The following is a 19556-nucleotide window of genomic DNA, read 5'->3' as shown; positions in this document are numbered from 1 at the left end:
GCCCGAAGCGTTGCGAACTCGTTCGCCCGTCGTGGCTACCCCAAACGAAGAGAGCGCCCGCTGGGGGCGCTCTCTGAAGATTGTCAAACGAGGACCGCTCAGACCGTCGGCGCGGGCTCCAGCCCGTCATCCGACTCGTCGCGCGGCGGCACCGGCCGGGCGGGACCCGCCTTCGGAACGGCAGATCCCCGCGACGGCGGCGTGTCGTCGCCCATGTCGCGGGCGAGCGGCTTGCCGGCCAACAGGTCGCGGACCTCGTCACCCGACAGCGTCTCGAACTCGAGCAGGCCCTTGGCGAGCAGATGCAGCTCGTCGATCCGCTCGTTGAGGATCTTGCGGGCCTTGTTCTCGGCGACCTCGATGATCTTGCGGACCTCGGAGTCGATCAGCCGCGACGTGTCCTCGGACATGTTCTGCTGCTGCGACACCGAATGGCCGAGGAAGATCTCCTCCTGGTTCTGCCGGTAGCGCAGCCGGCCGAGCTTGTCGCTCATGCCGTATTCCATGACCATGGCGCGGGCCATGTTGGTGGCCTGCTGGATGTCGTTCGAGGCGCCCGTCGTGACGTTGTCGAGGCCGTAAATGATCTCCTCGGCGGCACGGCCACCGAAGATCATCACCAGCCGCGCTTCCATCTCGTTCTTGCGCATCCCGTAGCGGTCGCGCTCCGGCAGGTTCATCGTCACGCCCAGCGCACGGCCGCGCGGGATGATGGTGACCTTGTGCAGCGGATCGTTGAACGGCTCGTGGATGCCGACGAGAGCGTGGCCCGCCTCGTGATAGGCGGTGAGCTTCTTCTCGTCCTCGGTCATCGCCATCGACCGGCGCTCGGCGCCCATCATGACCTTGTCCTTGGCGTCCTCGAACTCGAGCATGGTGACGAGACGCTTGTTGCGCCGCGCCGCCATCAGCGCCGCCTCGTTGACGAGGTTGGCGAGATCGGCACCGGAGAAGCCGGGCGTACCGCGGGCGATCGTGCGCAGGTCGACATTCGGGGCGAGCGGCACGTTGCGGACATGCACCTTGAGGATCTTCTCGCGGCCGCCGACGTCGGGGTTGGGCACCATGACCTGGCGGTCGAAACGGCCCGGCCGCAGCAGCGCCGGATCGAGCACGTCGGGACGGTTGGTCGCGGCGATCAGGATGATGCCCTCGTTCGCCTCGAAGCCGTCCATCTCGACCAGCAGCTGGTTCAGCGTCTGCTCGCGCTCGTCGTTGCCGCCGCCGAGGCCGGCACCACGGTGGCGGCCGACAGCGTCGATCTCGTCGATGAAGATGATGCAGGGGGCGTTCTTCTTGGCCTGCTCGAACATGTCGCGGACACGGGACGCGCCGACGCCGACGAACATCTCGACAAAGTCCGAACCGGAAATGGTGAAGAACGGGACGTTCGCCTCACCGGCGACGGAGCGGGCGAGCAGAGTTTTGCCGGTGCCGGGAGGTCCGACGAGCAGAACGCCGCGCGGGATCTTGCCGCCGAGGCGCTGGAACTTCTGCGGCTCGCGCAGGAACTCGACGATCTCCTCGAGGTCCTGCTTGGCCTCGTCGACACCGGCGACGTCGCCGAAGGTGACGCGGCCATGGGCCTCGGTGAGAAGCTTGGCCTTGGACTTGCCGAAGCCCATCGCCTTGCCGCCGGCGCCACCCTGCATCTGGCGCATCAGGAAGATCCAGACGCCGAGGATCAACAGGATCGGACCGAAGGAAAGGAGCATCGACCAGATCGGGTTGGAATTATCGCCCGGAGGGCTGGCGGTTATCTGGATGTCGCGGGCCTCGAGGCGGCTGACCAGCTGCGGATCTTCCGGCGCGTAGGTCTGGAACTGCGTCGTCGTCCCGTCGCTGTACTGGCCGGTGATGCGCTGGCCCTGGATCGTCACCGACTGGACCCGTCCGGTCTCGACCTCCGACAGGAACTGCGAATACGGAATTTCGCGCGCCCCCGCGGTCTGCGACCCGTTGGAAAACAGCTGGAAGAGAGCGATCAACAGCAACGCGATGATCGCCCAGAGGGCGAAATTCCGGAAATTCTGGTTCATCAGTCTTCCTGGGGTAACCGCCCGAGTCCGCTCAGACGCTTTCGAGGAAGATAGGGGCTGTCTCCAGCCTTGCCAACACGTCCCGGCGCATTTGCCGCGAATCCGGATGCGGCTTTCTCCCCCGTCGGCACCGCGGACCCCGATTCCTGCGGCAGATCGCGCAACAGCCGCCAGCGCACGAGCGACACGACGTCGAGCCGGGGAAGATCGTCCGGCGCCTTCGCGGCGAGCGCGGCGGGCACCGCCAGAAGCCCTGCATCGCCGATCAGAACGGGCATCGTGCGCTCCACAGGGTTGCCACGCCCGAGGCTGCCGAAAGCCACGAGGCGGGTATCTGCCGGAGAGAATCCTTCCGGCACGTCGACCAGGAAGCGCCCGTCGAACAGGGCTGCGTGCGCCTTGCCAGTTTGAACGGTAGCGATCCCGGAGCGACCGAACTCACGCAGGAACGTGATCGTGTCCGGATCGGCATCGACCATCGCGCCGCCAAGGGTCGACGCGACCCTTCCGGACGACGAAGCGAGCGCTGCCTGCAGCCGCTGCACCGAATCGCCGCCCGGCGCGTAGTCATCGCCCGAGACGGCCGTGAGTGCCCGCGCCAGGAAGGCGAAGGCCGTGCTCTCGTCCAGTTGCCGGAACGCCTGGCGATCGACGCGCAGCACGCCGGCGTCACCGAGACGCAGCGCACCGGATGCCTCTGCGGCGTAGATGAAGCCTGCCTGGGCGGCTTCGAGCACATCGCGCCGGCGCTGGCTTTGCGCGATGTCGCCGCGCAGCCACGCGTGGTCGTCGCCGGACGCTGCGCGTTGGATCCGCAGCCAGGTACGCTCGTAGCGGGGATCGTGGTTCGTCGGATCGTCGACCGCGTCGATGCCGCTCGCCGCGACCAGTGCCTTGAGGCGGGCGCCCGGGACGCCGAGGAAGGGCCGCAACAGCACGATGCCTGGCGCGAGATCGCGCACGGGCCGCATCGCGGCCAGCCCCACCGGCCCGGCTTTCCTGGCCAGCGCATGAAGATGCGTCTCGAACTGGTCGTCCTCGTGATGCGCCGTCACGATCATCGACGCGCCGGCGTCGCCAGCGGCTTCGAGCAAGAGGTCGTAGCGGCCACGCCGCGCCGCGGCAGGAACATTGCCTGGCGGAAGGGGCAACGCCAGGCGCATGGTCCGGTGCGGGAGACCATGCGCCGCGGCGATGGCGGCGACGAACGCCGCTTCGGCAGCCGCTTCCGGGCGCAGGCCGTGATCGACGGTGACGACGAGGAACTGCGGGGCGTCGGTGTGGCGGTGGTCTCGGAGGCTCGCCGCCGCGAGCAGCAGGGCGAGGGAATCGGGCCCGCCGGAGACGGCGAGGACGACAGGCGCGGCGGTGCCGACGCAATGCGCCGCCTGGTCGATGCCGGCAGAAAGGGCGGCCTGCGATTCGGCCAGCGTGCCGGCACAAGCCTCCGCTGCCGTCGGTCCAGCGCCGGGCCTCGGCCCGCCCGTCATCAGCAGTTGGCGGACTTCTGCTCGGTCTCGAGCTTGCGCTTCACATTGGCGCTCATCTGCGGATAACGGCGCGCCACCTCCGTATAGGTGATGCATGCGGTCTCGCGGTTGTCCAGCTCGGCCAGCGACATGCCGAGCTTCAGCATCATCTCCGGTGCCTTGCTGCTATCCGGATGCTCCTTCTGCGCCGTCAGGAAGACTTCGGCGGCGTCGGTGTATTTCTGCTGCTGAAAGAGGCTCTCGCCCAGCCAGTACTCGGCGTCCGGCGCGTCCGCGGCGTTCGGGTAGGTCTGGGCGTACTGCCGGAAGGCCTGCTCGGCGAGGCCGTAATCGCCGGCCAGCAGATAGTTGTAGGCGAGATCGTACATCCCGCCCGCCCCTTCCGGGGTCACCGCGGCGACCGTCGAACTCGGCGCCGGGCTGGCCGCGGGCGGCGGGGTGTTGCCGACCGCGCCGACCGAATTGGTGTCGAGACCCTGGTCGAGGATGCGGCCGATATCGTCGTCGCCGGAGCCGGTATCGGCCGGGCTCGCCGGCGTCGCGGCGGCCTGGCGTTGATCGGTCGACGGTGCCGGGGCCTCGGTGCGGCGTTCGCCGGCTGCGGCCGGGGTCGCGTCGCCGGAGCCGCCTTCCAGATCCTGGAAGCGGAACTCGGTGTCCTCGCGGTACTTGCGCATGTCTTCCTGCGCCTGCAGCAGCTGGAAGCTCAGCTCCTCGACCCGGCCATTGAGACGGCGCATCTCTTCTTCGAGCTGGTTGATGCGCAGCACCGGATCGGCGGCCTGCGCCATGCGCACCGGCGGCTCCGAAGATGCCGCCTCGCTGCGCCCGCCGCCAAAGCCGAACGGCAGGTCGAGGGCAGACGCGCCGGCCGTCGTCCCGAGCATCAGCGCCAGGCAGGACGCGGCGAAAATCGTCGATCGACGGTACATGAACGGCAAACCCCTCGGACGGAATGGAACCGGGCCGGCGGCGTTCATCGCCATCCGCAGCCCGGAGGTCCTAGCATGGAACGAGGGAGTTCGGCCAAAGTTGGGCGAGCGACCTCGCCGGGCGGGACGTTGCCCGCCTGTCGCATCCGGGCAACGGCCCCGCGGGCCGCCGCCTATCCGATGTCGATGCCGGGGATCAGCTGGCGCCGGCGCCGCTCAGCGCGGTGACTGCACGACGGTTCTGCGACCAGCAGGAGATGTCGTCGCAGACGGCGACCGGCCGCTCCTTGCCGTAGGACAAGGTGCGCATGCGGTTCGCCGATACGCCGAGACGCGAGAGATAGTCGCGCGTTGCCGCGGCGCGCCGGGCGCCGAGCGCGAGGTTGTACTCGCGGGTGCCGCGCTCGTCGGCATGACCTTCGACGACGATGGCGTACTGGGGATACTGGTTCAGCCACTGCGCCTGGCGCTGCAGCGTCTGCTGGGCGTCGGCCCGTATCGACGAGGAGTCGGTGTCGAAGAAGATGCGGTCGCCGACATTGACAGTGAAGTCCTGGGTCGAGCCGGGGCTTCCTGCGCCACCGGCGCCACCGGCGCCGCCCATGCCGCCCGGACCGCCGAGGCCAAGGCCGGCGGCATTGTCCGGCAAGCCATCCTTCTTGGCGCAACCCGCCACCAGCAAGGCGGCGGCAAGCGCCATCACGACACGGCTGTTAACCCCGAATACCGTCCGGCGCATGGCCAGCTCCTTCAAAAACGATCGAAACCTGTTACGCAACGTTTACGCTGAGCAGCCTTAACAGACTGTAAAAACGAGGGGATTCGGACCGATTCCTGTCCCCCGATCGATACTCATGCTGCAATGCAAATGAGTCCGATCGGCGGTCGCATAGCCGGCCGATGCGGCGGTCCGCAACAGTCGCCGCATAATGGGAAGACAGGCTTGCGCCAGGCTGGCCGGCGCCGGTTCGCCCTACTCGAGCGAGGGCGACCAGGCCGGGTCGGACGCGAAGCCGGGGGTCGGCACGCGCTGCTCGTTGTAGCCGGTGAGGTCGATCGAATAGAGCTGCGGGCCGCCGCCGCCCCTCTCGTCGCGGAAGAACATCAGCACCCGGCCGTTCGGCGCCCAGGTCGGGCCTTCGTTGTGGAAGCCGGAAGTCAGGATGCGCTCGCCCGAGCCGTCCGGCCGCATGACGCCGATCTGGAACTGGCCACCCGACTGCTTGGTGAAGGCGATCAGATCGCCGCGGGGCGACCAGACCGGGGTCGAGTAGGAGCCGTCGCCGAAGGAGATGCGCTGCTGGTTCGAGCCATCGCCGTTCATCACGTAAAGTTGCTGGCGGCCGCCGCGATCGGATTCGAAGACGACACGGGCGCCGTCCGGCGAAAAGGACGGCGACGTGTCGATCGCCGTCGTGCTGGTCAGACGCGTGGTCGCGCGGGACCTGAGATCCATCGCGTAGATGTTGGCGTTGCCGTCCTGCTGGAGGCTCATGATCACCTTCTGGCCGTCCGGCGAGAAGCGCGGCGAGAAGGTCATGCCGGGGAAGTTGCCGACGATCTCGCGCTGCCCGGTCTCGAGTTGCAGCAGATAGACGCGCGGCTCGCCCTCGCCGAAGGACATGTAGGTGATCTCCTGGCGGTTCGGCGAGAAGCGCGGGGTGAGCACCAGGTCGCTGCCGTCGGTCAGGAAGCGCACGTTGGCGCCGTCCTGGTCCATGATCGCCAGGCGCTTGACGCGCTGGTTCTTGGCGCCGCTCTCGGACACGAAGACGATGCGGGTATCGAAATAGCCCTGCTCGCCGGTCAGCCGCTCATAGATGGCGTCGGCGATGATGTGGGCGACGCGGCGCCAGTTTTCCGGGTTGGTGTAGAACTGCTGGCCGTCCAGCTGCTGGCCGGCGAAGGTGTCCCAGAGCCGGAACTCGACGCGCAGCCGGCCGTCGGCTTCGGGCGTCACTCGGCCGACGACCAGCGCCTGGGCGTTGATCACGGTCCAGTCGGTGAAGGTCGGGCTGATATCCGGGGTCAGGCCCTTCTGGATGAAGGCGGCCTTCTCGATCGGGGCGAACAGGCCGGAACGCTGCAGGTCCGCAGCGACGACGCCGGCGATCTGGGCCCCCAGCCCGTCCTGCGACTGGAAATCGGTGATGGCGATCGGCAGCGGCTGGACATTGCCTTGGGTGATGTCGATCTCGACCTGGGCGGTCGCGGGCGCCACCGCGAGCAGCGCGCCGGCCAGCGCAATGGCCGCGGCAAAAACGCTCCTGAAGATCGTGTTCATGTTCGGTCCTTCCGTTGCTGACGGATGGCGCGCTGCCGGTTTTCGGCCCGCCGCCTGTGGTGAATGGCCGCCACGACGGCCCGCCGCGACGTGGCGACGGGCCGCGGCGAGACCGCGTTCGCTAACCTGTTCCCGCAGTGCGGTGAAGCAGGCAAATCAAGGTTTTCCAAGGCACGGCGCGCGGCTTCCGGCAGCAGCGCGCCCGATGGCGCCGAAAATGCGTCCCGGCTGTGCATCAGAACATCTGACTGGGGTCGAAATTGACGGTCACGTCGGCCCAGTTCTCGTATTTCTCGGCCGGCAGGTTGTAAGGCGCGCAGCGGCGGACGGCGCGGAGCGCCGCTTCGCCGGCGATCCGCTCGACCATGGACGCGCCGCCGCCGCCGACGATCTGCGGCACCGTCTCCAGCGCCCCGCTCGGATCGAGGCGGAACTGGATCGAGATGCGCAGCGAGCCGGCTTCCGACACGCCGGCCGGCGGCGACCAGCATCGCTGGATCTGGCCGCGCAATGCGTCGAGCTCGCTCTGCGACAGCGTCGCGCCGGTGGTGCGCTGCGTGCCGAGTGCCGCCTGTTCCTCGGAGCGCCGGGCGCCACCACCTGCTGCCTGTTCCCGGTTGAGGAGCGCGGCGATCTGGTCGGCGTCGAAATCGCTCTCTTCCGGCGTCTCGATCTCGGCGCGCTCGGTCGTTTCGGCCGGCCGTGGCCGCTCGGGCTCACGCGTCTCGGCGACGGCCGGGCGTGGCGGGGTGGGCTTGGCCGCCGGAACGGGCACGTTTTGCGGCGCGGGCGGGACCTCCGGCGGTGCGTCGGCCTCGGCGATCGCCTGCTCGACGGGGTCGGCCTCCACAGGCTCCGGCGGCGGCGCCTCGGCGGGCACCTCTGCCGGCGGCGTCGGGGCCGGCGGCGGGGTCTCGGCGACCTCCGGCTCGGGCGCAGGCTCCGGCGGCGTCGGCTCAGGTGGCGCCGGCGCCGGCTGCGCGGCGGCCGCCTGCTCCACCGGACGCGGTCGCTGCACCGGAGTCGGCGGCGTCGCCAGGTCGACCTCGTTGTCGCCGACATTCTCGGCGGGCATCGGCAACGTCTCGGGCGTTTCCGTCGGCGTCGGCGTCGGCGTTTCGGCAATTGGCGCGTCGCGGGCGCCGGCGACCGACTCGGAAAACTCCTCGATCGACACGAGGTCGACCGGCATCGACTCCACGGACGCAACCTCCAGCGGTTCCGGCGCCGAGAGCGACCAGAGCCCCCAGGTCAGAACTGCCGTGTGCAGCGCAGTGGAGAAGATGAGACCGGATTTCATGGCGAACTGATCACGCCGGCGCGCTGGCTTCGGGATCGGTGACGAGCCCGATATTGCGGAAACCGGCGGCCGAGATGCGCGCCATGACCTGCATCACGGCACCGTAGTCGGTCGCCCGGTCGCCGCGCAGGAAGATGCGCTCGTCGTAGCCGGTGGTGGCGATCGCCTGCAGCTGGGCGACGACGTCCTCGATCGGCACTTCGGTCTCGTTGAGGAACACGGTGCCGTCCGAGCGCACGGAGATGGTGATCGGCTGCGTCTCGGCGTTGAGCGCGTTGGCCTGCGCTTCGGGCAGTTCCAGCGGCACGCCAACGGTCAGCATCGGCGCGGCGACCATGAAGATGATCAAGAGCACCAGCATCACGTCGACCATCGGCGTGACGTTGATCTCGCTCATCGGCGCCCGCCGGCGACGGCCGCGCCGCGAAGCCCTTCCACCGCCTGATCCGGTCGACATTCCCATGGTTCAGCCCTTTCCCGGTCGCCGCAGACCGCGCTTCGTCAGCGCGCGAGCTTTTCGTCGATCTGACGCGACAGGATCGACGAGAATTCGTCGGCGAAGGCTTCCAGTCGCATCCCCAGCTTGCCAGCGTCCGACGACAGCTTGTTGTAGGCGATGACCGCGGGAATCGCGGCGACGAGGCCGATCGCGGTGGCGAGCAGCGCCTCGGCGATACCGGGTGCGACGACCGCGAGACTGGTCTGCTGCGAGCCGGCGATCGCCTGGAAGGAGGTCATGATGCCGATCACCGTGCCGAACAGGCCGATGAACGGTGCCGCCGAGCCGATCGTCGCGAGGAAGCCGAGGCGCGACTCCAGGTCGTCCATCTCGCGCGCCAAAGTGACGTCCATCGCCTTCTCGATGCGGGCCTGCAGGCCGATCGGCGAGCGGGCACCCTTCTCGAAGGACTTCTTCCACTCGCGCATCGCCGCGACGAACAACGCGCCCATGCCGGAGGTCTTGCGCTCCGACAGGCTGTGATAGAGGTCCTCGAGCGACTGGCCGGACCAGAAATTGCTCTCGAACTTGTTGAGCTGGCGCCGGAAGGCGGCGTAGCGCATCGACTTGTCGATGATGATCGCCCACGTCCAGACCGACGCGACCAGGAGCCCGATCATGACCAGCTTGACGATGAAGCCCGCGTGCAAGAAGAGATCCCAGAGCGATACCGTACCAGCGGCCGCCAAAGTTCCCTGAACGACTTCCCCGTCCATCCCAGATACCCTCGAAATTCTGAACCGATGGTGCGCGCCCGAATGCGCGGCGACGTCCGGCGGACCGCCGCGATGTCGGACCGTCGCAAGCGCGCCTGCCCATCTGTCCGAACGCTAACCCCTTGATGCCTTTCACAAGCGAATCCGGTGAAAGAAAGGCGCAGTCCGTTCGAACTGCCCCCGGGACATTCATCCGCCGGTAAGGTTAAGACGAGGTTACAGCGCTGTCCTTCCCGGTTGCCGCAGGGGCCAATGCCGCCAGGACACGTGGCGGCATCCGCATCGGCTTTCCCTCGGGCGAGATCACCGCGATCTTCACCTTGGCGGCGACCAGGAGATCGCCGTCCCGCAGGATCCGCTGGGACAGCATGATGCGGGCGCCGCCCAGCTTTTCGGTCGTCGTCTCGACGGTGAGGATGTCGTCGATCCGGGCCGGCCGCAGGAAGTCGAGCTCCATGTGGCGGACGGCAAACGCCATCGCTTCGCCGAAGTCGCCAGCCAGCAGCGCACGGTGGCCGATCTCCTTGAGGCGCAGCAGGTCGGAGCGGCCGCGCTCGAGGAAATGCAGATAGCGGGCGTGATAGACGACGCCGGAAAAATCGGTGTCCTCGAAATAGACCCGGACCCTGAGGGCGTGGCCGAAATCGGTCAGTCGGCCCGCAAGTTCTTCGCTCATCATCCAGATTCCCGTTTGCGCGCCGCGATGTGCCGTTTGGGCCCTGCAGGATTCGCGTCGGAGCCGGCGGAGGGTGTCATGCGGCTGTCACAGGGCGTTGGCCATAGGAGCTTTCCGGTTTCAAGGAAAGGTTTTCGCCATGTCCCGTCTCGCCACCTCGCCCCTCGCCATCGCGCTGCTCGCCTCCAGCGTCCTCGCCGGTTCCGGCGCGGCGCTTGCCGACCCGGTGTTCAACCGCATCGCTTCCTTCCCGGTCGCCTCGAACCTGCCGGCCGACATGCCGGCCGAGACCGAGACCTCGTCGGAGATCATCACGGCGAGCCAGGACGGCAACATGCTGATCTACTCCGACAGCCCCGCCGGCGGCATCGGCATGATCGACATCACCGACCCGCGCGCACCCAAGCCCGCCGGCTTCATGGCGATGGAGGGCGAGCCGACCTCGGTCGCCGTCGCCGGTCCCGACGTGCTCGTCGGCGTCAACACGTCGGAGAACTTCACGGCGCCGTCCGGGCGCCTGGCGGTGGTCGACCTCGCCACCAAGACAGAGACGGCATCCTGCGATCTCGGCGGCCAGCCGGATTCGGTCGCCGTGGCCAAGGACGGCGCTTACGCCGCCGTCGCCATCGAGAACGAGCGTGACGAAGACCTCAACGACGGCGCAATCCCGCAGATGCCAGCCGGCAACGTGGTGATCTTCAAGCTGACCGACGGCGTGCCGGATTGCGCCTCGATGGTCACGGTCGACCTCACCGGTCTCGCCGAGATCGCGCCCACCGATCCCGAGCCGGAATATGTCGACTTCAACGATGCCGGCGAGATCGTCCTGTCGCTGCAGGAGAACAACCATTTCGTCATCATCGACGCGGCCACCGGCGAGGTGACGACGCATTTTTCCGCCGGGACGGTGACCCTGGAGGGGATCGACACCGAGGACGACGGCAAGCTCGAGTTCACCGGCAGCCAGGCCGACGTGAAGCGCGAGCCCGACACCGTCCAGTGGATCGACAACGACCGTTTCATCTCCGCCAACGAAGGTGACTACGAGGGCGGCTCGCGCTCCTTCACCGTCTGGAACAAGGACGGCACGGTCGCCTACGAATCCGGTGCGGCGCTCGAATACGAGCTGATCCGCGCCGGCCACTATCCGGACAAGCGCTCGGACGCCAAGGGCGGCGAGCCGGAAGGGCTGGAAGTCGCGACGTTCGACGACGTCAGCTACGCCTTCGTCCTGTCCGAGCGCGGCTCGGCCGTCGGCGTCTACCGGCTCGGCGAGGGCGATCCGGAATTCATGCAGTTGCTGCCGTCCGGCATCGCACCGGAGGGTGCCATCGCGATCCCGTCGCGCAATCTCCTCGTCACCTCCAACGAGGCCGACCTGGTCGAGGATGGCGGCGCGCGCTCGCATGTTATGATCTTCGAGCGGGCTGAGGGCGAGCAGGCCTATCCGACGATTGTGTCCGACGACCAGGACGGTGCCCCGGTCGGCTGGGGGGCGCTGTCGGGCCTCGCCGCCGATCCCGAGGACGCGAGCCGGCTCTACGCCGTCAGCGATTCCTTCTACGAGAACCAGCCGGCGATGTTCACGATCGATGCGTCGGCCAAGCCCGCCCGCATCACGGCCAAGACCGTCATCACCCGTGATGGCCAGCCGGCCGAGAAGCTCGACCTCGAAGGCATAGCCCCGGCGGCCGACGGCGGCTTCTGGCTCGCCAACGAGGGCGACGCCGAGAAGGAGATCCCGCATCAGCTGCTGCGCGTCGACGCCGACGGCACGATTGTCGAGGAGGTCCCCTTCCCCGAGGCGCTCGTCGATGGCGCGACGCGCTTCGGCGCGGAAGGCGTGACGATGGACGGCGACACGCTCTGGGTGGCGATCCAGCGCGAGTGGAAGGACGATCCGAAGGGCGCGGTGAAGCTCCTCGCCTACGACACCGCGTCGAAGCAATGGAGCGCCGTGCACTATCCGCTGGAGAGCGCCGAGGCCGGCTGGGTCGGGCTGTCGGAGATCACCGCCCATGGCGATCATCTCTACGTGCTGGAGCGCGACAACCAGATCGGCGCGGCGGCGAAGCTGAAGAAGCTCTACCGGGTCGCCAAGGCCGATCTCGCCCCGGCAGCGATCGGCGGCGATCTGCCGACGGTGACCAAGGAGGAAGTCCACGACTTCATCCCGGACCTTAAGGCCAATGGCGGCTACGTCGTCGACAAGATCGAGGGCTTCACGGTTTCGGCCGACGGCACCGGCTACGCCGTCACCGACAATGACGGCGTCGACGACTCCTCGGGCGAAACGCTGTTCTTCCCGATCGGCAAGATGTAACCGACTGCCAGAAACCAGAAAGGGTCGCCCCGAGGGCGGCCCTTTTTCGTTTAGGCGCTCCCTGGCGCGGCGCGTGTCGAAGGCGTCATTGCGCCGGCGCTGCGCCGGCCGCGTTGCCCGCCGTCGGCACCGGCGTCACTGGCGGCGCGAAGAGCGGCCCGGCATAGGACTGGCAATTGCCGGTCGTCCCCTCCGGGGCGATGCACGTCGCGTTGAGCATTCCCCAGACGAAGTCCATCGGCAGCGAGCGCATCATGTTGGTGCCTCCGGCGAAGTACCATTCGGGATCCGGCGCGCCGTTCACCGTCTGGTTCAGGCCGAACATGTTCAGGTCGCTGCGCGCCCCGATCCCTGGGATGCCCGGATTACCCAATGCGTCGGGGCCGGCCTGGGCGTGGCACGTGATGCACGACGCGGAATCGACGAAGCCGCCCTCGGTGATCGACTGGCCGTTATGGGTGGGCATGCCCGTCGCGGTGACGAAATCGGTCTGCGAGGCCTTGAGGCGATAGCTGCGCCACGCCGGATCGGCCGGCGACGGAATGTCGGCATTGGCGGCCGCGGCGCCCGTGCCGATGCCCATCGCCGTCATCAGCGCGTCGAGCTCGGGGGTGATCTCTTCGCCCGTCTCTTCCACGGTGTAGGCGGTGCCGGGATCGAAGACGATGTCGGCGGAGGAGTCCTCGGAGTTCTGGGTCTTGGGCGGGATGTAGTTCTGGCCGTAGCTGCGCCCGTCGACAGTCACGCCGGCGGCGCTCACCCCGAAAGAATCGTTGCACCCGATGAAGTCGCAGCGGCCGAGATTGCCGACATGCTCGATCGCGTACCAGTGCCAGTTGGGAACAGCCTTCGAAGCCGCCGTGACCGCCACGAGGTAATAGAGCTCGGGCTCCTCGTCGCCGGGGGCAAGGGTCTCCTCGATCAGCAGCGTGATGTAGGGCGCCGCCGGATTGTTGGGCGGATCGAGCTCCCGGCCGCTGCCGTCGGTCCGCTGGATCAGGCCGTTCTCCAGCATTTCGGTCTGGCTGAGATAGTCGACCTTGAACATGACGGCGTCGGCCGGATAGTCGACCGCCAGCCTGTCGTTCTGGTAGGGCGCGTTGGCCGAGATCCAGTCCTGCATCGCCGTGAACCGGGCGCCGAGACCTTCCTTGTTGTAGAGATTCTGCTCGAAGCTGTACCGGACGAACGGCCGGTTGCGGTAGACGATCTCCGCCTCCTCCTGCCGCATCACCCGCGACGGATCGAGCCGGTCGAGGAAGTCGTGGGAATGGCTCGAAGCCGGCCGCGCCACGGTCACCGGCGGCGGATTGGACCAGTCGGGCGGATAATACGGGCAGCCGGCCATCGGCGTCTCGCCCAGCGGCGGCGTCTCGGCCAACACCGCCGAGTCGCAGCAATCGGCCGGCGAGCCTTCGCGGCCACAGAGCGGCTTCGGATCATCCACCCAGATCGTCTGGTCGGTGCCCCAGGTCCAGAATCGCTGGTCGATCGCAGACAGGAACGATGTCCAGCCGAAAGCATCCGGGCAGCTGATGGCGGGATTGCCGATCGTGGCCGGCCAGGTAGGCGAACCGTCGGCCACGGCAGGGCGGCAATCCGCTCCGTCGCGTCGGTCGGCGAGGAAATACATCGCCTGCTGGATCTGGTTCGGCGTCGGCGCGGGGCTCTGCGCCCATGCGGGCGGCGCGAGCGCCAGCATGGCACAGGCCGCCAGCAATGACCGGACGGTCGAGGTCTCGAACATGGTTTCTCCCGCAGATTGTTGGGGTCCAGGCCACGCCGCTCGTGGCTGCGGCTCGGCTGTCCCGGAGCGCCGTGAACACGGCGTGCACGCTTGATGACGCTAGGTAAAGCTATCAGTGAGAGAGACCGTTGGCGATCCGTGACGTGATCGAAAAGATTGCCGCTTGTGCCGGCCGCTTCGGGCCATATCTGCCAACCTGACCACAAGGAGCTTCATGCGCGCGTTTGTTCAGCAGTATTACCAGCGCGTCATCGCGAGCTACTGGTTCATCCCGTCGATCATGGCGACCGCCGCCGCGGTTCTGGCCATCGTCCTCGTGGAGGTCGATGCCCGCGTCATCCAGATCGACTCGCTGGGCGACAGCGTCTTCCTCTTCGCCACACAGCCCGACGGGGCGCGCGCGATCCTGTCGGCGATCGGCGGCTCGATGATCGGGGTGGCCGGCACGGTTTTCTCGGTCACCATGGCCGCCGTGGTGTTCGCCTCGGGCAGCTTCGGCCCGCGGCTTCTGACCAACTTCATGAACGACCGCGGCAACCAGGTGACGCTCGGCGTCTTCGTCGCCACCTTCGTCTATTGCATGCTGGTGCTGCGCAGCGTTCAGGACGGGGCGGATTCCGGCCCCTTCGGCGCAATGTTCGTGCCGAACATCGCCGTGTTCGCGGCGATCATCCTCGCCATCGCCTCGATCGGCGTCCTGATCTTCTTCATCCACCACGTCCCCTCGAACATCCACATCTCCAACGTCATCGCCGGCATCGGCAGCACGCTGACGAAGCAGATCGAGGCGACGTTCCGCGATCCGCAGGAGGCGGCCGACGATCCGGGAACGCGCGAGGACCGGCTCTGGCAGATCCCGGCCTGCTTTCATGAGGGCGTCGACGAGATGGCGGCCAGCGTCCCCTATGCGGAGGTAGCGTGCGACCGCGCCGGGTATCTGCAGGTCGTCGACCGGCAGACGCTGGTCAATGCGGCCCGGGACGCCGACATCGTCGTCCGGCTGAACTGCCGGACCGGCGAATTCGTCCATCCCGGCCGCGTGCTGTTCCACGCCTGGCCGAGCGAGCGGGTGTCGGAGGAGACGCGCCAGAAGCTCTTGTCCTCGATCGCCACCGGCAACGAGCGCACGCCCAGCGACGACCTGATGTTCCTGTTCGACGAGCTGGTGGAGATCGCCGCAAGGGCGCTTTCGCCGGGCGTCAACGACCCGTTCACGGCGATCACCTGCCTCGACTGGCTGATGGCGGCGATGGCGACGCTCGCCGGCCACGACGGACCCGACCCGCTGCATGACGATGGCGAGGGCAGACTGCGGGTCATCGACCGCAGCCACAGCTTCGGCGACTATCTCGAGATGTCCTTCGGCCATGTCCGGCAATATGCGGCCAGCGACATGATCGCCGGGGAGCGGTTCCTGCTCTGCCTCGCCGAGCTAGTGCCCGCCTGCCGCACCGACGCGCAGCGGGAAGCCATACGCTTCCAGATGGAATCGTTCATGGCGCAGGCGCGGCCCGCCCATAGCGGCGCCGCGCTGGCGACGATCGACAGCGCCGGCGAATGGCTGGGTGCGAGCCTGCGCCATCCGCGCGGCCGCCTGCCGCCGCCGGGTCCCGCCGTCCAGCCGGTCGCGGAAACGCCTGCCGACCGCTGAGCGACGCAGCCGAGCTCAGGTCGCGTCGCCGGGATCCTCGAACAGGCTGGCCTGCGAGCCCTGGTAGGTTGCCGGCACAGCCAGCCCGATGTGCTGGAAGGCGCGCTGGGTCAAAAGCCGGCCGCGCGGCGTGCGCTGCAGGAATCCCTGCTGCAGGAGATACGGCTCGACGATGTCCTCGATCGCGTCGCGCGGTTCCGACAGGGCCGCGGCGATGGTCTCGATGCCGACCGGGCCGCCGCCGAAATTCAGCGCGATGAGGTCGAGATAGCGCCGGTCGAGCTGGTCGAGGCCGAGACTGTCGACCTCGAGCCGCGACAGCGCCTCGTCGGCGATGCGCCGGTCGACGATCGGCACGCCGGCGACGTCGGCGAAGTCGCGCACCCGGCGCAGCAGCCTTCCGGCGATGCGCGGCGTGCCACGAGCGCGGCGGGCGATCTCGCGCGCCCCCTCCTCGGCCATGGCAAGGCCCATCAGCCGGGCGCCGCGCTTGACGATGTGTTCGAGCTCCTCGACCGTGTAGAAGCTGAGCCGGACCGGGATGCCGAAGCGGTCGCGCAAGGGCGTCGTCAAAAGCCCGAGCCGCGTCGTCGCGGCGACGAGGGTGAATTTCGACAGATCGATCTTCACCGAGCGGGCCGCCGGCCCCTCGCCGATGATCAGATCGAGCTGGAAATCCTCCATCGCGGGATAGAGGATCTCCTCGACCGCCGGGCTGAGCCGATGGATCTCGTCGATGAACAGGACGTCGCGCTCTTCGAGGTTGGTCAGCAACGCCGCGAGGTCGCCGGCCTTGGCGATGACCGGGCCGGAGGTCGCGCGGAAATTGACGCCGAGTTCCTTGGCCATGATCTGGGCCAGCGTCGTCTTGCCGAGGCCGGGCGGGCCGACGAACAGCACGTGGTCCAGCGCCTCGCCGCGATTGCGCGCCGCCTCGATGAACACCTTGAGATTGGCGCGCGCAGAGGCCTGGCCGACGAACTCGTCGAGGCGCTGCGGGCGCAGCGTCGTGTCGAGGTCCTCGCCGCGCTTTTCCGGCGTGATGATGCGGGTCTCGCTCATGTCCCGAGCGCTTGGCGCCAAGCGCCGGCGAAGTCAATCCGGCGGGTCATCGGCTGAGCGCCTTCAGCGCGAGGCGGATCAGCACGGTCGAGGCGGCATCGTCGCCGGCCTCCTTCACCGCGACCGCCACGGCCGAGGCGGCTTGGTCGCGCGGATAGCCGAGATTGACCAGCGCCGAGACGGCGTCGGCGATCGGGCCGGGCGCGACACCGTCGCCGAGGCCGCGCTTCAGGGCGAAGGATTCGGCGTCGGCAGCACCCGACATCGCCGGCGCCTTGTCGCGCAGCTCGGCGACGATGCGCGCGGCGACCTTCGGCCCGACGCCGGGCGCCCGCGCCACCATCGCCTTGTCCTGCAGCGCCACGGCATTGGCGAGATCGCCGGTCGACAGCGTGCCGAGCACGGCGAGCGCCACCTTGGCGCCAACGCCCTGCACGTTCTGCAGCAGGCGGAACCAGCCGCGCTCGTTCTCGCTGGCAAAGCCGTAGAGCCGGATCATGTCCTCGCGCACATAGGTCTCGATGAACAGCACCACGGCCTCGCCCACGCCGCCGAGCGAGGCGAGCGTGCGGGCGCCGCAGAACGCCACGTAGCCGACGCCGTGCACGTCGACGACCACGTGGTCCTCGGCGATCTCGTCGAGAGTGCCCTTCAGCTTGCCGATCAAGGATGCGTCTCCGGGGCTGGTGCATGACGGTCCCGGCGGACCGGCATCGCGGCGCGCGACCCGTTCCGTATCGCGCAAAACGCCCGGCGGAACAAGGCGGGAACAGATGCGCCCGCAGCCGGGCGGCAGGGATCGCTTGGTCCTGCAGCGCGTTCGTCCTCCAGATCAACGCTCCCGAGAGGTACGACGATGAACGCCAAGCCGCAGATCCCCATCGACGGAAAGCACCCGACCGACTCAAAGGAACTCGAGCAGGACTCCGGCAAGGAAGCCCGCGAAGCCAACGAAGCAATGAACAAGGCGAGATCCGATGACACGGCCGGCAAGGACAGCCTGATCCCCGGCCTGCGCCAGTCCGACACCGGCGGCAGCGCGGACTGACGTCGGACTCGAGCGGATCCTCGCCGCTGCCTGACGCGACCGTCAGAGCCCGGCGAGGATCGCCCGCGACTGCGCCGACTGGCGGTGATGACCGTGGCAGATGGCGATGGCGATGGCGTCGGCGGCGTCGTCCGAGTCGAATGTCGCCTTCGGCATCAGCACCTTCACCATCATGTGGATCTGCTTCTTGTCGCCATGGCCGACGCCGATCACCGTCTTCTTGACGGCGTTCGGCGCATATTCGGCCACCGGCAGGCCGGCCAGCGCCGGCACCAGCATGGCGATGCCGCGGGCCTGGCCGAGCTTCAGCGTCGCCACCGCATCCTTGTTGACGAAGGTCTGCTCCACCGCCGCCTCGTGCGGCGCGTATTCCGCCATCACCGCCGTCAGCCCGTCATGCAGCGTCTTCAGGCGGGTGGCGAGGTCCGTCTTGGCGTCGGACTTCACCGTGCCGCTGGCAACGAATCGCAGCGAGTTGCCGACGATCTCGATGACCCCCCAGCCGGTATTCCTCAGCCCCGGATCGATGCCGATGATGCGAATGACCCGCTCCTGCAACATTCTCTTAACCTTTATGCCTACCCGAATCTCCGCGCATTGAGAAGACGAAGCATGAACAAACCAAAAACGAAGCGCGCTCTGGTTTGATCTGCCGCAAGAACCCGACCATAGCGCCCGCGAGGCAACCGGATCAGCTTTCGGTGAAGAGGGTGCAGCGCGGCAGAATCCGCCCCATGTGGCGCCGATGATCATATCCCGACGCAGCCTCCTCGCCTCCGCTCTCGCCTCGCTGATTCTCGTCCCCCCCGGCGCTTCCGCGCAGGACGCATCGATCCGCTCCTCCTTCCAGCCGGCGGTCGAGCGCGCCCGCAGCCTCGAGCCTGTCGAGACGCTGCTGGTCGCGCAAGGCGGCGAGATGCTGGTCGACGAAGGCTTCCGCGGCCATGAGACGAGCGAATCGACCAACATCAAGTCGGCGTCCAAGTCGATCATCTCGGCGCTGGTTGGCATCGCCATCGACAAGGGCGTGCTCGACGGCGTCGACCAGCCCATCGCGCCGCTTCTACGCGACAAGCTGCCGGCCGATCCCGACCCCCGCATGGCCGAGGTGACGATCGGCCATCTCTTGTCGATGCAGGCCGGTCTCGGGCGCACGTCCGGCGCCAATTACGGCAGCTGGGTCGCCAGCCGCGACTGGGTGCGCGCGGCTCTCGCGCGGCCATTCGAGAACGACCCGGGCAGTTCGATGCTGTATTCCACCGGCTCGACGCATCTGTTGTCGGCGATCCTGACCCGCGAAAGCGGCCGCTCGACGCTGGAGCTCGCCCGCGACTGGCTGGGCGACACGGGTGTTTCCATCACCGCCTGGGAGCGCGACCCGCAGGGCATCTATCTCGGCGGCAACCAGATGGCGATGACGCCGCGCTCGCTGCTGGCCTTCGGCGAACTCTACCGCAATGGCGGCAAGGCTCCGGACGGACGCGCCGTCATTCCCGCCGAGTGGATCGACGCGTCCTGGGAGCCGCGGACGCAGTCGCGCTTCCATGCCGGGCGCTACGGCTATGGCTGGTTCATCGAGCAGTTCGGCGGCTACGACGTGCGCTACGGCTGGGGCTATGGCGGCCAGATGGTCTATGTCCTGCCGGAGCTCGACCTGACCGTCGTGATCACCTCCGACGCAAACAGCCCGTCCGGACGGACGGGACACCGCGAGGCCCTGCACCGCCTCGTCACCGAAACGATCGTGCCGGCAGCGGCAGCCCGCCAGTCGGAGGGGTAGGCGCTTCGG

At 68.0% G+C, this 19556-nt stretch carries 17 protein-coding genes; 4 read left to right on the top strand and 13 right to left on the bottom strand.

The window, feature by feature from the left end; translation table 11 throughout:
• Positions 1 to 98 precede the first annotated feature (98 nt).
• The 9 genes from ftsH to ybgC form a co-directional block, all read right to left on the bottom strand.
• A complete protein-coding gene (gene ftsH / locus GTW51_RS10935; protein WP_163043952.1) occupies positions 99 to 2039 on the bottom strand; it encodes an ATP-dependent zinc metalloprotease FtsH in 1941 nt (646 codons plus the stop codon).
• Complete coding sequence (gene tilS / locus GTW51_RS10930) at positions 2039 to 3529, bottom strand: tRNA lysidine(34) synthetase TilS (RefSeq protein ID WP_163043951.1); 1491 nt, start codon at positions 3527 to 3529, stop codon at positions 2039 to 2041. The genes ftsH and tilS overlap by 1 nt, the downstream gene beginning before the upstream one ends.
• Positions 3529 to 4461 carry a tol-pal system protein YbgF gene (gene ybgF / locus GTW51_RS10925; RefSeq protein WP_163043950.1) on the bottom strand — a complete coding sequence of 311 codons (933 nt, stop codon included), beginning with the start codon at positions 4459 to 4461 and terminating at the stop codon, positions 3529 to 3531. Before ybgF ends, tilS begins: the two co-directional genes overlap by 1 nt.
• A gap of 196 nt (positions 4462 to 4657) precedes the next feature.
• Entirely contained in the window at positions 4658 to 5200 is a 543-nt protein-coding gene (gene pal / locus GTW51_RS10920; protein ID WP_163043949.1) for a peptidoglycan-associated lipoprotein Pal, read from the bottom strand.
• 234 nt (positions 5201 to 5434) lie between these two features.
• The gene (gene tolB / locus GTW51_RS10915) at positions 5435 to 6745 is read right to left on the bottom strand and encodes a Tol-Pal system beta propeller repeat protein TolB (protein ID WP_163043948.1); all 1311 of its coding nucleotides are present in this window, start codon (positions 6743 to 6745) and stop codon (positions 5435 to 5437) included.
• A 235-nt stretch (positions 6746 to 6980) separates the two neighbouring features.
• Positions 6981 to 8045: a cell envelope integrity TolA family protein gene (locus tag GTW51_RS10910; protein WP_163043947.1), complete on the bottom strand. Its 1065-nt coding sequence runs from the start codon at positions 8043 to 8045 to the stop codon at positions 6981 to 6983.
• 10 nt (positions 8046 to 8055) lie between these two features.
• The gene (gene tolR, locus GTW51_RS10905) at positions 8056 to 8508 is read right to left on the bottom strand and encodes a protein TolR (protein WP_163043946.1); all 453 of its coding nucleotides are present in this window, start codon (positions 8506 to 8508) and stop codon (positions 8056 to 8058) included.
• Between the two features lie 38 nt (positions 8509 to 8546).
• Positions 8547 to 9260 carry a protein TolQ gene (tolQ, locus tag GTW51_RS10900; RefSeq protein ID WP_163043945.1) on the bottom strand — a complete coding sequence of 238 codons (714 nt, stop codon included), beginning with the start codon at positions 9258 to 9260 and terminating at the stop codon, positions 8547 to 8549.
• A gap of 205 nt (positions 9261 to 9465) precedes the next feature.
• The gene (gene ybgC / locus GTW51_RS10895) at positions 9466 to 9936 is read right to left on the bottom strand and encodes a tol-pal system-associated acyl-CoA thioesterase (RefSeq protein ID WP_163043944.1); all 471 of its coding nucleotides are present in this window, start codon (positions 9934 to 9936) and stop codon (positions 9466 to 9468) included.
• Positions 9937 to 10075: 139 nt separating this feature from the next.
• Between ybgC and GTW51_RS10890 the strand changes: the two genes are divergently transcribed.
• Positions 10076 to 12259 carry an esterase-like activity of phytase family protein gene (locus GTW51_RS10890; protein ID WP_163043943.1) on the top strand — a complete coding sequence of 728 codons (2184 nt, stop codon included), beginning with the start codon at positions 10076 to 10078 and terminating at the stop codon, positions 12257 to 12259.
• 85 nt (positions 12260 to 12344) lie between these two features.
• Here GTW51_RS10890 and GTW51_RS10885 read toward each other — a convergent pair whose 3' ends face one another.
• Positions 12345 to 14006, bottom strand: coding sequence for a hypothetical protein (locus tag GTW51_RS10885; RefSeq protein WP_163043942.1), 1662 nt, complete (start codon positions 14004 to 14006; stop codon positions 12345 to 12347).
• Between the two features lie 214 nt (positions 14007 to 14220).
• Between GTW51_RS10885 and GTW51_RS10880 the strand changes: the two genes are divergently transcribed.
• Entirely contained in the window at positions 14221 to 15657 is a 1437-nt protein-coding gene (locus GTW51_RS10880) for a DUF2254 domain-containing protein (protein WP_163043941.1), read from the top strand.
• Positions 15658 to 15672: 15 nt separating this feature from the next.
• Here the strand turns inward: GTW51_RS10880 and ruvB are convergent, their stop codons facing one another.
• Together ruvB and ruvA are read right to left on the bottom strand one after the other, a co-directional pair.
• Positions 15673 to 16719 (bottom strand): Holliday junction branch migration DNA helicase RuvB, encoded by a 1047-nt coding sequence (ruvB, locus tag GTW51_RS10875; protein WP_163043940.1) that lies wholly within the window; start codon positions 16717 to 16719, stop codon positions 15673 to 15675.
• Positions 16720 to 16765: 46 nt separating this feature from the next.
• Positions 16766 to 17386 (bottom strand): Holliday junction branch migration protein RuvA, encoded by a 621-nt coding sequence (gene ruvA, locus GTW51_RS10870; protein WP_163043939.1) that lies wholly within the window; start codon positions 17384 to 17386, stop codon positions 16766 to 16768.
• 189 nt (positions 17387 to 17575) lie between these two features.
• Between ruvA and GTW51_RS10865 the strand changes: the two genes are divergently transcribed.
• Positions 17576 to 17767 carry a hypothetical protein gene (locus tag GTW51_RS10865; protein ID WP_163043938.1) on the top strand — a complete coding sequence of 64 codons (192 nt, stop codon included), beginning with the start codon at positions 17576 to 17578 and terminating at the stop codon, positions 17765 to 17767.
• 42 nt (positions 17768 to 17809) lie between these two features.
• On the opposite strand, the gene ruvC is transcribed toward GTW51_RS10865, so the two are convergent.
• On the bottom strand, positions 17810 to 18328 hold the full coding sequence (gene ruvC / locus GTW51_RS10860) for a crossover junction endodeoxyribonuclease RuvC (protein WP_163043937.1): 519 nt from the start codon (positions 18326 to 18328) through the stop codon (positions 17810 to 17812).
• A 184-nt stretch (positions 18329 to 18512) separates the two neighbouring features.
• On the opposite strand from ruvC, the gene GTW51_RS10855 reads away from it, so the two are divergent.
• Positions 18513 to 19547 carry a serine hydrolase domain-containing protein gene (locus GTW51_RS10855; protein WP_203566014.1) on the top strand — a complete coding sequence of 345 codons (1035 nt, stop codon included), beginning with the start codon at positions 18513 to 18515 and terminating at the stop codon, positions 19545 to 19547.
• Positions 19548 to 19556 lie beyond the last annotated feature (9 nt).

Source organism: Aurantimonas aggregata (assembly GCF_010500835.1).
Taxonomy (GTDB): Bacteria; Pseudomonadota; Alphaproteobacteria; order Rhizobiales; family Rhizobiaceae; genus Aurantimonas; species Aurantimonas aggregata.
This window is presented reverse-complemented; position numbering and strand designations above follow the sequence as displayed.